Genomic DNA, 12,473 nt, shown 5'->3' with positions numbered 1-12,473 from the left:
GGAGTCCGAACTTTTAGATTTAATCCAGTTTTAGGAGACGCTTAAACAAAGAGGTGAAGCAGTAGACACACCAAAACTAAACATCCCCCTGTTAGGTAAAACCGTGACACAATTTGGTTTTCTGACCAACCGGAAAGCTCTAGATGGTGATGTAGGGGGGCCATTTTGAATAGGCGCTTGCCGACTCCGTCAGGCCCTTTAGTCGCCTTGAAATAGCTGACTTGCGCGATTACTGATAGGGTTTCTGCTAGGAAAAGGCCCCCGAGTATTAGCAGTGCCCATAGAGTATTGGTGATTAGAGCGATCGCAGCTAAGGCTCCCCCTAAGGCCAAGGAACCCGTGTCTCCCATGAAGACGCGAGCGGGGTTCCGGTTATGCATTAAGAAGCCCAGACAGCCACCACTGAGGCAACCACAAAATAACATTAATTCGGGATGAGTTGGTGCAACCAAAGCACCTAGACCCAAGAGAGCGATCGCTCCGGTGCCGCCTGCCAGGCCATCAAGACCATCGGTGAGGTTGGTGGCATTGCTCTCGGACACCAACACAAACCAAGCCAAGGGCCAAAATAGCAATCCTAAAGGCAGTGCCAGTCCAAAGGGAAGAGCCACCGTGGTAATGCTTTCACCTTGAGTCAGCATCAGCCAAAGACAGAACAGCCCGCCAAACAGCACTTGCAGGGCGAGCTTCATTCGGGGCGAGATGCCTTTATTGGACTTGCGGCGTAATACTTGCCAGTCGTCTAACCAACCGATGAAACCGTAGCCGAGTGTCAGGGCTGAGACTGCTACTACATTGGCATTAAATCCAGACCAGAGCAGCGCGATCGCCACCGCCGCAGGCACAAAGAAAATACCACCCATCGTTGGGGTGCCTGCCTTCTTTAAGTGGCCTTGGGGTCCGTCTTCCCGAATAAATTGCCCGGTTTTCAGCGCCCGGAGCAAGGGTACAGCCCAATAACCTAATGCGGCGGTTACTAGGCCACAAATCCACAACGGCAAAGTCAACGAAAGCCCTTGCCAGAGGGGACGGTTGGCAAACCAATCTAGCGCTGAGGCGGCAAAGCTCAGTCCTGTCCACAGCGTTAGCAGCAGCATCGTCCCAGTCAGCTTGATGGATCGGTCAGAAAATAGTTTTGCGTCCACTGGATTGTCATCTCACTTCACACCACACATGCCAAAGATTTCGAGCTGATCTTTGGAAATTCAGGACAAAATTTTACCCATTTGGGCGATTGCCAAACATAGAGCGATACCAACTCGCTCTATTCATCTAGATCGAGGGCATCGTCGTCATCGTCATCGGTGTCATAGGTGCCATCATCAACCGCCATAAGCTCGGCGATTTCTTCCTCATTATCGGAGTAGTCGAAATCTTGACTATCGCGAGCCAACAGACGACCATTTGCCTCCAGCCAGTCTAAAATTGAAGACTCTTGCTGTAATGGAATGATGGGAGCGCGTTCGCTACGAGCGTGCTGCCGCAAAGAAGGGTTGTACATGCTAAGGTTCGGCCTAGAGTAGCTACTTTTTTATTCTGACGAACGGAGATGCCCAGAGTCTACCACCGAGTGGTGAATTTCGTGAAGACATCTCTAGCGGATATTTGGGTTGAAGTCAAGAAAGGCCTCAAAAGATTTGTAAAGTTGCTCTAACACTTATCAAGTTGCTGTAACACGATCAAGATCAGACCAGCTAGTAGAGGTCAGCTCCGATGTTAGGCAAGGCAGAATTATTAGAAGCGATCGCAGGGAAGAATCGAGGTTTGCTCGCGACAGAGCGTGATCAACTGGCTATATTAGCAGCGATCGCTCAATTGGAAGACCGCAATCCTACCCCACGACCGACGGAAGCCAGTGATCTTTTAGACGGCAACTGGCGTTTACTCTACACAACCAGTCGCGGTCTACTCAATATTGATCAATTTCCTTTGCTGAAGTTAGGTCAAATTTACCAATACATTCGGGCTGCCGAAGCCAAAATCTATAACTTAGCGGAAGTGCATGGCTTGCCCTATCTAGAAGGGTTGGTCAGTGTTGCAGCCCGCTTCCAAGCGGTTTCAGAGCGACGAGTCGAGGTAAAGTTTGAGCGCTCTGTGTTGGGTTTGCAGCGGCTGCTCGGCTATCAGTGGCCATCTCAATTTGTGCAACGGCTGGAGTCTGGGGAAAAATTCTTCGCGATCGACTTTAGTATTGCAGACCGAGATCAGCAAGGCTGGCTAGATATTACTTATCTCGATGCCGACTTACGCATTGGGCGGGGCAATGAAGGCAGCGTTTTCGTCTTGACCAAAGTGCGAGAGTAACCATGCAGAGCCATTGGGAGACCAACTTCGACATTGCCAATAATGTTGCGGTTAATGGGGCGATCGCTGACAGCGCCGAGCCTAGGTTGCGGCTGTCTCAGGGGCAATTGAACCTGCTAGAGAGTTGCCCCCGGAAGTTTCAACATATTTATCTAGAGCAACTCGGCTCACCCTCCACCCCAGAACAACAAGCCCATCAGGCATGGGGCAGCCGTTTTCACCTATTGATGCAGCAGCGGGAACTGGGATTACCCATCGATGCCCTCATGGCAGAAGATGCTCAGATGCAGCGCTGCATCAATACCTTGCTAGCCGCAGTTCCAGAAATTGTCGGGCTGGCTACTCCTTCAGATGCTATTTGGCGACAAAGTGAGCACCGTCGGACTTGCAGTGTGCAAGGGTATCCGATCACGGTGATTTATGACTTGGTCATGCTGGAGGAGCAACAAGCCAGAATTCTAGACTGGAAAACTTACCCTCGTCCGCCGCAGCAAAACTGGCTCGCGCACAATTGGCAAACTCGTCTATATCCATTTGTGCTGGCAGAAACTAGTGCCTATCTACCAGAACAAATTTCTTTGACTTACTGGTTCGTGCAAGCTCAGGATGACCCAACGAAGGCCCCGTTACCCCAAAACCTCACCTTCCCCTACAGTTCCACCTGGCATGAGCAGACACGGCAAGAGTTGACGCAACTGCTACAGCAACTCACAGACTGGCTTGAACAATATCAGCAGGGCGAACCGTTTCCCCAAGTCAACGTAGCTATAGAACGCTGTGACGATTGCCAGTTTTCGGGCCGCTGTCAGCGTCACTCTAGTGATTTGGAAGTCGCTCCGGTAGCAGATTGGTTAGCAAACCTCGACCGCATTGATGAAGTGATGCTCTGAAGCGACAAATATCAATGATATCGCCGCCATGCAGCAATACTGCACTCCCACTCCGGTTTCTACGACTAGCGGAATAGATGGGTAATCGTTAGACTGGCTTCATACCAGAGAGAGAAGATTTTTCTACCACTCCTCCGGATTCTTACGATGAAAGATTTTGGGCGAATCCTGGTTGAGAAGACTGAGGCCATAGTTGAGCAGTGGGTAGAAGCAGTGCATCAAGATCAGCACATTGAAAGTGCAGATGACCTCTCTCCGACAGCGATTCGCAATCATATTCCTCACGTCTTGGCCGCAATGGCTACTGTACTTTGTGAATCTCAGGACAGTAATGTGCAGGAGCTAGTGGCTGCCAGTCTTAATCATGGGATTTGGCGGGCGGAGCAGGGATTTGACCCCAGAGAAATTGCGCGGGAATATTGCCTGCTGCGCTCAGAAATTTTCACAGCATTACAGACTGAGTTACTACAGGCAGAGCCCGCCGCCATCATTCGAGCGTTTCGGCTGATTGACGTGGTGGTGGATGAGGCGATCGCTCAATGCTTCAAGAGTTATGTAGAAGAGCGACTCCGAGAATTGGACCAACTGCAAAGCCAGCTTGCCCTCACCAATCAAGAGTTAACCCGCTTGGTTCGCACCAGCCAAGAGAATCTTTCTTTATTAGCCCACGAACTCAAAACGCCGCTCAATTCCATCATTGGCTACTCAGAACTCTTTTTGCGTCAGCAGCAGCGGCAACAACTTGAAGTAAAAGATAACTTTCCGAGTATCGAGAATATTGAGCGGGTGCTACGGCATGGCCGCGGTCTATTGCGCTTGATCAATAATGTTTTAGAGCTATCGCGTTACGAAGCAGGCAACATGCAGCTTCAGCTGACTGAAATTGATGTGCGCTTAGTCGTCAATAGCGTGATGGAAATGCTAGAACCCGTAGCGCTAGCAAAAGGACTGATCCTAGACATCGATTACGATGCGGCTCCTGCCAAGATCGCAACCGATCCTCTCCGCTTGCAGCAGGTCATTACTAACTTGATTAGTAACGCGATTCGCTATACCGATACAGGGACAGTTCATGTCCAGTGTCACAGCTTACCCGATCAACGCTGGTCGATCGCGATCGCTGATACAGGGCTGGGCATTAGTTCTGAAGACCAAGTACGAGTCTTTGATCCTTACTTTCGAGTCAACGATCATTCCCCCTCGGTATTGCCCGAGAGTACTGGCCTAGGCTTAGCCATCGTGGCGCGATTGGTGCAGTTGTTGCAGGGTCAAATTCAACTGGTGTCGGAGTTGCATGTAGGCTCTACCTTCACCGTCGTTTTTCCGCAACATATTTCAGCCGCCAATCCGTCTATCGGCCTTACCAGCTTGGTCAGGTAAGCTTTAATGCTGAAGAGGTAGCCAATCAAAGGCAGCAAAATTCTTTCCCTCGTACGAGGCGAGAGTCAACGCGGGCTGGTTAAGCTACTTCTAATCAGCAGGCGATCGCAGCCAAACGGCAAGCAGCAATATGGTGGACTTTGGGCAACTACTGACCGACAAGATAGAGATCATTGAGCAAAATTGGGTGAGTGCGGTACGGCAGGATAGCCAGATCGAGATCGCTCAGGAGCTGACTTACAAAGCCCTGCGCAATAGCTTCCCCAAAGTTTTGCAGGCAATGGCTAGCATTTTGTCGAATGACGGAGAAGGAGACCTACAAAAGCTAGTCGAAAGCAGTTTAGAACATGGCATCGTCCGCGCCGAGCAAGGATTTGACCCAGCCGAAATCGCCCGTGAGTACCGTCTACTACGCGCCGTGATCTTTGAAACTTTGGAAACCGGATTGTTGCAAAGTTCACCCAAAGAACTACTGCGAGCTGTGCGTTTGATTGATACGGTAATTGATGAAGCGATCGCTCGTTGTTTTAAGAGTTATACCCACGGACGGCTGAAAGAACTAGAGCAACTACAGACGCAACTGAAGCTCACCAATCAAGAGTTAACTCGTTTAGTGCGGGCCAGCAAAGAGAATTTGTCGCACCTAGCCCATGAACTCAAAACTCCCTTAACTTCCATCATTGGCTACTCGGATCTGTTTTTACGTAAACACCGACAGCCAGAGGAAGATAAAGATAACTATCAAGAGTTGGAGCACATTGAGCGCATTCTCCGCAGCGGTCGGCAGTTGCTCCACTTGATTAACGATGCTTTAGAAATTTCTCGGTATGATGCTGGCAGGATGAAGCTGCACCCAGCACCAATTCAAATACGAGGCATTATTCAGCAGACTTTAGAAATTGTTGAACCTTTAGCTCGCAGCAAAGACTTGCAGTTAGTAGTTGACTGCGATCGCGCTCCTGAAGAAGTTGTTACTGACGCTTTACGCTTGCAGCAGGTGTTGATGAATCTGCTCAGTAACGCCATTCGCTATACCGAGACAGGCTCGATTCATATCACCTGTGAAACCCAACCCAACCAAACTTGGGCGATCGCGATTAGCGATACAGGAGTTGGGATTGAGCCTGACAATCAAACTCAGGTTTTTGATCCCTATTTTCGAGTCATGCCCAATAACCAATCCTATCTGTCGAATAGTACAGGCTTAGGACTGGCGATCGTGGCACGATTAGTTAAACTGCTGCAAGGTGAGGTCGAGTTGGCCTCTCAAGTGGGAGTTGGCTCTACCTTCACGGTGACTTTGCCACTGGAGGTTAAACCTGCTGAAGGGATGCTGCCTCAGGAATTGTCTCTCCAGAGCGAGTAAGTGGCCGGACTATCCAGGCAGAGGTGAGGTCTTCGAGGACTTCGTGGTGATGGGTTAGCGCTAGTTCATCGGTCATTAGGACTTGTAGCGTGGGTAGATAAGCGCCTTGCTCCGAGATTTGATGACCATAGCCCACTAATTTGCCCAACTGCCCAGTCATTTGATGTTGTACGGAATCGCCAATCGTAAACATAGCTAATTCAACTCCTGCTCTAATCTTGAGTGAAGTAGTGATCGAGGAAGTTCAACACATAATTCCGGAGGTCAAAATACTCGCGAGAGTTACGCATTGCAGCGCGATCGCGGGGATGAGGAAAGGGGACATCTAAAATTTCACCAATCTTGGCCGCAGGGCCATTGGTCATCATGACGATGCGATCAGACATATAAAGCGCCTCATCGACATCGTGGGTAATCATCATTACGGCCTGCCGTTGGTTCTCCCAAATATCCAGCACTTGCCGTTGCAACTTGCCTCGCGTCAAGGCATCCAGCGCCCCAAACGGTTCATCCATCAGCAGCATCTTGGGCCGAATCGCGAGCGCCCGCGCAATCCCGACTCGTTGCTTCATCCCACCCGAAATTTCGTCTGGATATTTGTCGGCGGCAGCAGTAAGATTCACCATCGCCAAATGTTCATTGACGATCTGCTGTTTCTCACGAGCAGGGACGCGCTTTAGCACCTCATCTACTGCTAAGCGAATGTTTTCCCGGACTGTCAGCCACGGCAACAAAGAGTAGTGTTGGAATACCATCATCCGCTCGGCTCCTGGCTTGCGGATTTCTCTGCCTTCTAGCCTAACAGACCCACCACTGGCCGTTTCTAAACCCGCAACAATCTTCAACAAGGTTGATTTACCGCAACCCGAGTGACCAATGACAGAGATGAATTCATTTTCACCAATGGTCAAGTCAATACCATCTAAAACGACAGACTCGCCCCCACCCGCTGTGGGATAAGCTTTGACCAAGTTCTCAATTACCAAGAAACCACCCGGATGAGTTGGGGTGCGACTATCAGACTCAGCAAACTGGCTAGTGGATTTGACCATGATTAACTCCGAAGCGGCTACGAGGTAAGGAACAAAACCTTAAGAGAGGAAAAATCGTTGGGGTGCGTTAGCGCGAATAGCAAAACTGTTGAGATAACCCACGGGATCGCTGGGGTCAAATCCCTTCTTATCAATAAATACTTCCGGTGACTCGACTTTGTAATCTTCTTGGGGAGAGGCGATCCCCATTTCAGCAGCAATCTCACGATATAAATCAGCTCGCCAACCTTGGGTGGCCAGTTCTTCGGCGTTCTTAGGAAATTCTTTGATTTGTCCCCAACGCGCTGCCTGTGTCATCAGCCAAATACTACGCGATCGCCACGGGAAGGTAGAGTGTTCGTTGGGTTGCTTGGGGATGTTGTCAGGGATATCAAAGAAAATCGTGGTATCGAGTGAACGATCAATTCGCTCTTTGCCATCAAAGCCGCCGTAGTTATACTCCCCGATGATCGCGGGACGGGTGAATTTGGGTTTCGCTCCCGTAAACGATCGCTCGGAAATGAGTTGAGCAACTTCAGCCCGATTTTCCGGTTTGCTGCAATACTGGCAAGCCTCAATCATGGCTTTGACTAAAGATCTGTAGGTTTTGGGATTTTCGTTGATGAACGATTCCATCACACCCAACAAGCGATCGGGGTGTCCCAACCAGATCTCCTTTCCCTGAGCAAACGTAAATCCAATGCCCTCCTTTCCTTTACCCAAAGGGCTAATGGCACGGCTATTCCACGGCTCCGCCACCATGTAGGCTTGCATTGCCCCAATCCGCACATTGCTCACCATCTGCGGTGGTGGAATAATGATGACGCGAAATTCCTTTAGCGGGTCTATTCCTGCGGCGGCGGCCAGATAGCGGACAAAGTATTCATAAATGGCAGAACTGAGCACCACTGCCCAAACTCGCTGCTCGGAGGGTTGATTTTCAAAATAGTTTCTGAAGTCACGACCAAAGGCTTCTAGGTCACCGTTGTAGTCTCGCCAGGGCCGAATGCCTGCATCCCACATTTTGCGATTCATGGTCATGGCGTTTCCGTGGCGATGAATCGTCATCGCGGCACAGAGTGGTGCATGTCTGGCTCCCTCAGCGCCAATCCGGGCGTTAGTTACGGCTCCAGAAACCACGGGAGCGGCATCGGTACGGCCAAATATGATGCCATCGCGAGAAGTTGCCCAACTGGCTTCTCGGTTGAGTTTTACGTTGAGACCATACTTCCGGAAAAAGCCTTTTTTCCAGGCGATCGCAAACGGCGCGCAGTCATTCACGGGCACATAGCCCACCGTGAGATCCGGTTTCTCCAGATCTTCTGGCCTGACTACCTGTTTGATAGCTAAAGCTTCTTCGGTTAAACCTTTAGCGCTGCGATCGCCACTAATGCTACAGGAGGCAAGAGTCGTGCCTACCGCAGCAGATCCCATCCCCTTAAGAAAATCTCGTCGGGTCCATTGATGCTCAAATGTATCGCTCATAGTCGAAAAAGTTTTTAGCGATTAGGTCAGAGGCTATTTGACGACTGCTTGTCACCACTCAAATCGCCCCCTAGCCCCCAATTCTGGGGGAATTGGTGAGGGTCTAGAAATTAGTGCCCGGTGTAGTGCGATGGGTGACCAGCTGTTCTACCTTGCTAACGGCGTAGTCGAGCAACAATCCTGTGACACCAATGACCAAAATCGCGAGGAAGACTGAGTTCAAGTTTAGGCGGTTCCACTCATCCCAGACGAAAAAGCCAATCCCAATACCACCTGTGAGCATTTCTACAGCTACAATCACTAGCCAGGCGATACCCAAACTGATCCGTAGGCCAGTAAAAATATAGGGTAGACTCGCAGGCCAAATGATTTTAGTAATGCGCCGCCAACGAGGCATTTCTAAGACTCGTGCCACATCAATGTAGTCTTGGGACACGCTAGAAACACCCAACGCAGTATTAATAATTGTTGGCCATAAAGAGGTAATAAAAATGACGAAAATAGCAGAAGGATCAGCCAAGTTAAAGATAGCTAAGGCGATCGGCAACCAAGCAAGCGGTGAGACAGGTTTAAAGATTTGAATCACCGGATTGAGCGCCATCATAGCGGGCTTAGACATACCCACCAAAAAACCAATTGGAATCGCTACGATCGCTGCCAAGAAAAACCCTAGGATCACTCGGCGTAGGCTAGCTAGGAGCAACCAACCAATGCCCAAGTCACCTGGGCCGCGCCGATAAAATGGATGCAAAATGTAATCCAAATTAGCGACTAAAGCTTCTGGCGGGGTCGGCATTAAGTCAGGATTAAAGATGGCTGCCAACCACCACAGCAAGATAATGCCTAAAAACCCGAGGGCGGGGAGTAGCACCGTATCTCGGATCAAAAATGGCTTGGTTCGTCGCCAAGCTACCTGTCCTGCAACTGCAATTGCAGCAAGATTGAGTTGAAGCATTGATTTATCTCAGAGTCGAGGCGGGTACAAGTAAGTCGTCGCTATACCAACCAAGGACACTGCAAAGACCAGAATGAAAATGCTGATCTTCAGTCTCCTCCCAATGCCGACGGAGTTAGCTGACGGGCTAGGACTGAGAGATGTCCCCCCTGGCTGCTTTTTAGAAATAAAGCTTGCTCAAGATAAGCCCCAAATTTTGGTTCCTCCGCTCCAGTTCTTAACTCTAAAGCTTTCGGCTTTAAATAAAGCGATCGCACTTTTAGACGCTGGATTAGGCTAACTTACTTATTGAATTCCCCGCAGTCTATCACTAGTTTTTGCGATCGGCAATCATTCTTGAGATGGAAGCAAAAAATTGTTACTAAATCATTGACTTCTAAGGCTAAGAGCGACTTTCAGGACTCAGTTAGAGGTTAATTAAGATAGTAGTAAAAGCTACAGTCAACTAAATATAAAACTAATTTTTCTACAATTAAGAACGAGTAATTCTATTAAGAATTAACTCCCTAACTCTAGGTTTAGTAATTCCTACCACGCTTTTTATTTATAGTAATTTGAGAGCATTTAGACAAAATTTCCGTCGAGGATCAAGAGCGATCGCGTGAGTTCTGGCCCCGGTTCCTTGTTATGCTGAAACACTGGACTCGCTATTGATCGAAACCATGCCTGCGCTGACTAACCCGTCGATTACTGCTTTTCCTCTCGCCGCTGTTGTGGGCCAAGAAGCCATCAAGATGGCGTTGTTACTAGCTGCCGTTGACCCTGGCTTGGGTGGCGTAGTGATTGCAGGTCGTCGCGGCACCGCCAAGTCAGTTATGGCGCGGGCAATTCACGCCCTGTTACCCCCCATTGAAATCGTCAAAGGCTCCGCTTGCAACTGCGACCCCAACAATCCCCGCGAGTGGGATGACCAACTGCTGCTTGAGGCTGCCAACGGTCAAATGCCTGTAATTGGGGGTCAGCCTCTCCCCTTCACCGAAGTTATTCCTTCACCCTTTATTCAGATTCCGCTAGGTGTGACTGAAGACCGCTTGCTCGGTTCGGTTGATGTCAGCCAGTCAATCAAGCGTGGGGAAACCGTTTTTCAGCCCGGATTGTTGGCTGAAGCGCATCGTGGCGTGATGTATGTCGATGAAATTAACCTCCTAGACGACCAAATTGCCAATCTTCTGTTAGGCACCCTGACCGAAGGGCGCAACCAAGTGGAGCGGGAAGGCATTAGTTTCCAGCACCCCTGCAAGCCGTTGCTGATTGCCACCTACAACCCCGAAGAAGGTTCGCTACGAGAGCACTTGCTGGATAGAATTGCGATCGCCCTCTCTGCGGATGCCGTTTTAGGGATTGATGAGCGGGTGCAAGCGGTAGACCAAGCTACTCAGTACGCTAACTCTCCCCAATCTTTCTTAGAGCAGTACGACGAAGATTTAGACGGCCTCAAAACTCAAATTGTCTTGGCTCGCGAGTGGCTAAAAGATATCCAAATTCAGCCAGAACAAATTGCCTACCTCGTCAATGAAGCGCTACGGGGCGGGGTGCAAGGCCACCGGGCAGAACTGTTTGCCGTGCGAGTTGCCAAAGCTCATGCAGCATTAGAAGGACGAGCCAGCGTCAATGCCGAGGATTTGCGGCGAGCTGTAGAACTGGTGATTGTGCCCCGATCCACAGTCGTTCAAACCCCGCCCGAAGAGCCACCTGCGCCCCCACCGCCACCGCCCCAACAAAATCAAGACGAACCGCAGGACGAATCTGAGCAAGACCAGGACGACCAGGAAGAAAAAGAAGAGCAGGACGAACCAGAGCAAGAGCAAGAACCGCCCAACGTTCCGGAAGAGTTTATCTTTGACCCCGAAGGCGTGATTCTTGACCCATCTGTGCTCTACTTTGCTCAGATGGCGGCTAATCGGCAGGGTAAGTCGGGTGCTCGGACAATTATCTTCTCGGAAGATCGGGGCCGCTACATCAAACCGATGTTGCCGAGAGGCCAAGTCCGACGGATTGCAGTAGATGCCACGCTACGCGCTGCCGCCCCTTACCAGAAAGCCCGTCGTCAACGGCAACCTGATCGTCGGGTAATTGTGGAGCAACCCGATATTCGGGCTAAGCGCTTAGCTCGGAAGGCTGGAGCCTTAGTTGTGTTCGTGGTTGATGCTTCTGGCTCAATGGCGCTGAACCGCATGCAGTCGGCTAAAGGTGCTGTCTTGCAGTTGTTGACCGAAGCCTACCAAAACCGTGATCAAATTGCCCTGATCCCCTTCCGAGGCGAACAGGCAGAAGTGCTCCTACCTCCCACTCGCTCGATCGCGGCTGCTAGAAAACGGCTCGATCGCATGCCTTGCGGGGGCGGTTCTCCTTTGGCGCATGGCCTGACCCAAGCTGTCCGAGTCGGCATGAATGCCCAACAGTCGGGAGATATTGGCCAAGTGGTGATTGTGGCGATTACGGATGGTCGGGGCAATGTATCACTGGCGCGATCGCTGGGTGAACCGATTCAAGAGGGCGAAAAGCCCGATATTAAAGGAGAATTGCTAGAAATCGCTGGAAAGATTCGCGGCCTGCGAATTCAACTGCTGGTGATCGACACAGAAAGCAAGTTCATCTCGACAGGCTTTGCTAAAGAGCTAGCCAAGCACGCAGGCGGCAAATACTACCATCTCCCCAAAGCGACCGATCGCGCCATTGCCTCGATGGCCAGAAATGCGATCGCCGATGTCAGAACCCGCTAAGCCAGAAAACCAAGCAGCAACAAAAATGCCAGATTGATTAAGTTCAATCTGGCAGATGCAGGAGGATCTGATGTAGGAAAATCTATGGCTAACTTAGATGGCTAATCTGAGATTAGCTAAATTCTAGGGGTCAGTTTGCAATTCTTGAGGCTGGAGATAAGCCACCATCTGCTGGATGCCTCTCTGGATGCGACGAGTCACTGTCATCGGGCTGACCTCGATTCGTTCTGCAACTTCTTTGCGGGACAAGTCGCTGAAGTAAACAAGCTCGATCGCGGCTCTTGTCTTGTCTTCTAGCTGGCTCAGCGCTCTCTGCAACTGCTGACGGTCTTCTTCGAG

12 protein-coding genes and 1 riboswitch are annotated in these 12,473 nt (G+C 50.3%); of the genes, 5 read left to right on the top strand and 7 right to left on the bottom strand.

Features of this window, described 5'->3' with window-relative positions:
* Positions 1 to 41 precede the first annotated feature (41 nt).
* On the bottom strand, positions 42 to 1,145 hold the full coding sequence (gene mraY / locus H6F90_RS00715; RefSeq protein WP_190549336.1) for a phospho-N-acetylmuramoyl-pentapeptide-transferase: 1,104 nt from the start codon (positions 1,143 to 1,145) through the stop codon (positions 42 to 44).
* 119 nt (positions 1,146 to 1,264) lie between these two features.
* Positions 1,265 to 1,501 (bottom strand): DUF3134 domain-containing protein, encoded by a 237-nt coding sequence (locus tag H6F90_RS00710; protein ID WP_190432510.1) that lies wholly within the window; start codon positions 1,499 to 1,501, stop codon positions 1,265 to 1,267.
* A gap of 212 nt (positions 1,502 to 1,713) precedes the next feature.
* Here H6F90_RS00710 and H6F90_RS00705 point away from each other — a divergent pair, with 212 nt between their 5' ends.
* The 4 genes from H6F90_RS00705 (at position 1,714) to H6F90_RS00690 (ending at position 5,940) form a co-directional block, all read left to right on the top strand.
* On the top strand, positions 1,714 to 2,304 hold the full coding sequence (locus H6F90_RS00705; RefSeq protein ID WP_190549334.1) for a PAP/fibrillin family protein: 591 nt from the start codon (positions 1,714 to 1,716) through the stop codon (positions 2,302 to 2,304).
* Between the two features lie 2 nt (positions 2,305 to 2,306).
* Positions 2,307 to 3,194, top strand: coding sequence for a PD-(D/E)XK nuclease family protein (locus H6F90_RS00700; protein ID WP_190549332.1), 888 nt, complete (start codon positions 2,307 to 2,309; stop codon positions 3,192 to 3,194).
* A 147-nt stretch (positions 3,195 to 3,341) separates the two neighbouring features.
* Positions 3,342 to 4,574 (top strand): HAMP domain-containing sensor histidine kinase, encoded by a 1,233-nt coding sequence (locus H6F90_RS00695; protein ID WP_190549330.1) that lies wholly within the window; start codon positions 3,342 to 3,344, stop codon positions 4,572 to 4,574.
* Positions 4,575 to 4,704: 130 nt separating this feature from the next.
* On the top strand, positions 4,705 to 5,940 hold the full coding sequence (locus H6F90_RS00690; protein WP_190549328.1) for a HAMP domain-containing sensor histidine kinase: 1,236 nt from the start codon (positions 4,705 to 4,707) through the stop codon (positions 5,938 to 5,940).
* Here H6F90_RS00690 and H6F90_RS00685 read toward each other — a convergent pair.
* From H6F90_RS00685 to ntrB, 4 genes are all read right to left on the bottom strand, one after another.
* Positions 5,888 to 6,133: a hypothetical protein gene (locus H6F90_RS00685; protein ID WP_190549326.1), complete on the bottom strand. Its 246-nt coding sequence runs from the start codon at positions 6,131 to 6,133 to the stop codon at positions 5,888 to 5,890. The genes H6F90_RS00690 and H6F90_RS00685 overlap by 53 nt on opposite strands.
* A 19-nt stretch (positions 6,134 to 6,152) precedes the next feature.
* A complete protein-coding gene (locus H6F90_RS00680; protein WP_190549324.1) occupies positions 6,153 to 6,992 on the bottom strand; it encodes an ABC transporter ATP-binding protein in 840 nt (279 codons plus the stop codon).
* 39 nt (positions 6,993 to 7,031) lie between these two features.
* The gene (locus tag H6F90_RS00675; protein ID WP_190549322.1) at positions 7,032 to 8,456 is read right to left on the bottom strand and encodes an ABC transporter substrate-binding protein; all 1,425 of its coding nucleotides are present in this window, start codon (positions 8,454 to 8,456) and stop codon (positions 7,032 to 7,034) included.
* Between the two features lie 103 nt (positions 8,457 to 8,559).
* Positions 8,560 to 9,411 carry a nitrate ABC transporter permease gene (gene ntrB / locus H6F90_RS00670; protein ID WP_190549320.1) on the bottom strand — a complete coding sequence of 284 codons (852 nt, stop codon included), beginning with the start codon at positions 9,409 to 9,411 and terminating at the stop codon, positions 8,560 to 8,562.
* Positions 9,412 to 9,500: 89 nt separating this feature from the next.
* Positions 9,501 to 9,659: riboswitch (cyclic di-AMP (ydaO/yuaA leader) on the bottom strand.
* A gap of 414 nt (positions 9,660 to 10,073) precedes the next feature.
* Here ntrB and bchD point away from each other — a divergent pair.
* Positions 10,074 to 12,134 carry a magnesium chelatase ATPase subunit D gene (bchD, locus tag H6F90_RS00660; RefSeq protein WP_190549316.1) on the top strand — a complete coding sequence of 687 codons (2,061 nt, stop codon included), beginning with the start codon at positions 10,074 to 10,076 and terminating at the stop codon, positions 12,132 to 12,134.
* 123 nt (positions 12,135 to 12,257) lie between these two features.
* Here bchD and H6F90_RS00655 read toward each other — a convergent pair.
* Positions 12,258 to 12,473 (bottom strand): sigma-70 family RNA polymerase sigma factor (locus H6F90_RS00655; protein WP_190549314.1); only part of this gene is annotated, 216 nt, incomplete at its 5' end.

Source organism: Trichocoleus sp. FACHB-591, from assembly GCF_014695845.1.
GTDB lineage: Bacteria > Cyanobacteriota > Cyanobacteriia > FACHB-46 > FACHB-46 > Trichocoleus.
Note: the sequence above shows the minus strand (reverse complement) of the source record. Positions and strands in the feature narration are given on the sequence as shown.

What these genes read in the sequence shown, in the direction of transcription:
- bchD (WP_190549316.1), top strand. Translation starts at nt 10,074, where the DNA reads ATGCCTGCGCTGACTAACCCGTCGATTACTGCTTTTCCTCTCGCCGCT.
- H6F90_RS00700 (WP_190549332.1), top strand. Translation starts at nt 2,307, where the DNA reads ATGCAGAGCCATTGGGAGACCAACTTCGACATTGCCAATAATGTTGCG.
- H6F90_RS00695 (WP_190549330.1), top strand. Translation starts at nt 3,342, where the DNA reads ATGAAAGATTTTGGGCGAATCCTGGTTGAGAAGACTGAGGCCATAGTT.
- H6F90_RS00690 (WP_190549328.1), top strand. Translation starts at nt 4,705, where the DNA reads ATGGTGGACTTTGGGCAACTACTGACCGACAAGATAGAGATCATTGAG.
- ntrB (WP_190549320.1), bottom strand. Translation starts at nt 9,411, where the DNA reads ATGCTTCAACTCAATCTTGCTGCAATTGCAGTTGCAGGACAGGTAGCT.
- H6F90_RS00680 (WP_190549324.1), bottom strand. Translation starts at nt 6,992, where the DNA reads ATGGTCAAATCCACTAGCCAGTTTGCTGAGTCTGATAGTCGCACCCCA.
- H6F90_RS00710 (WP_190432510.1), bottom strand. Translation starts at nt 1,501, where the DNA reads ATGTACAACCCTTCTTTGCGGCAGCACGCTCGTAGCGAACGCGCTCCC.
- H6F90_RS00675 (WP_190549322.1), bottom strand. Translation starts at nt 8,456, where the DNA reads ATGAGCGATACATTTGAGCATCAATGGACCCGACGAGATTTTCTTAAG.
- H6F90_RS00685 (WP_190549326.1), bottom strand. Translation starts at nt 6,133, where the DNA reads ATGTTTACGATTGGCGATTCCGTACAACATCAAATGACTGGGCAGTTG.
- H6F90_RS00705 (WP_190549334.1), top strand. Translation starts at nt 1,714, where the DNA reads ATGTTAGGCAAGGCAGAATTATTAGAAGCGATCGCAGGGAAGAATCGA.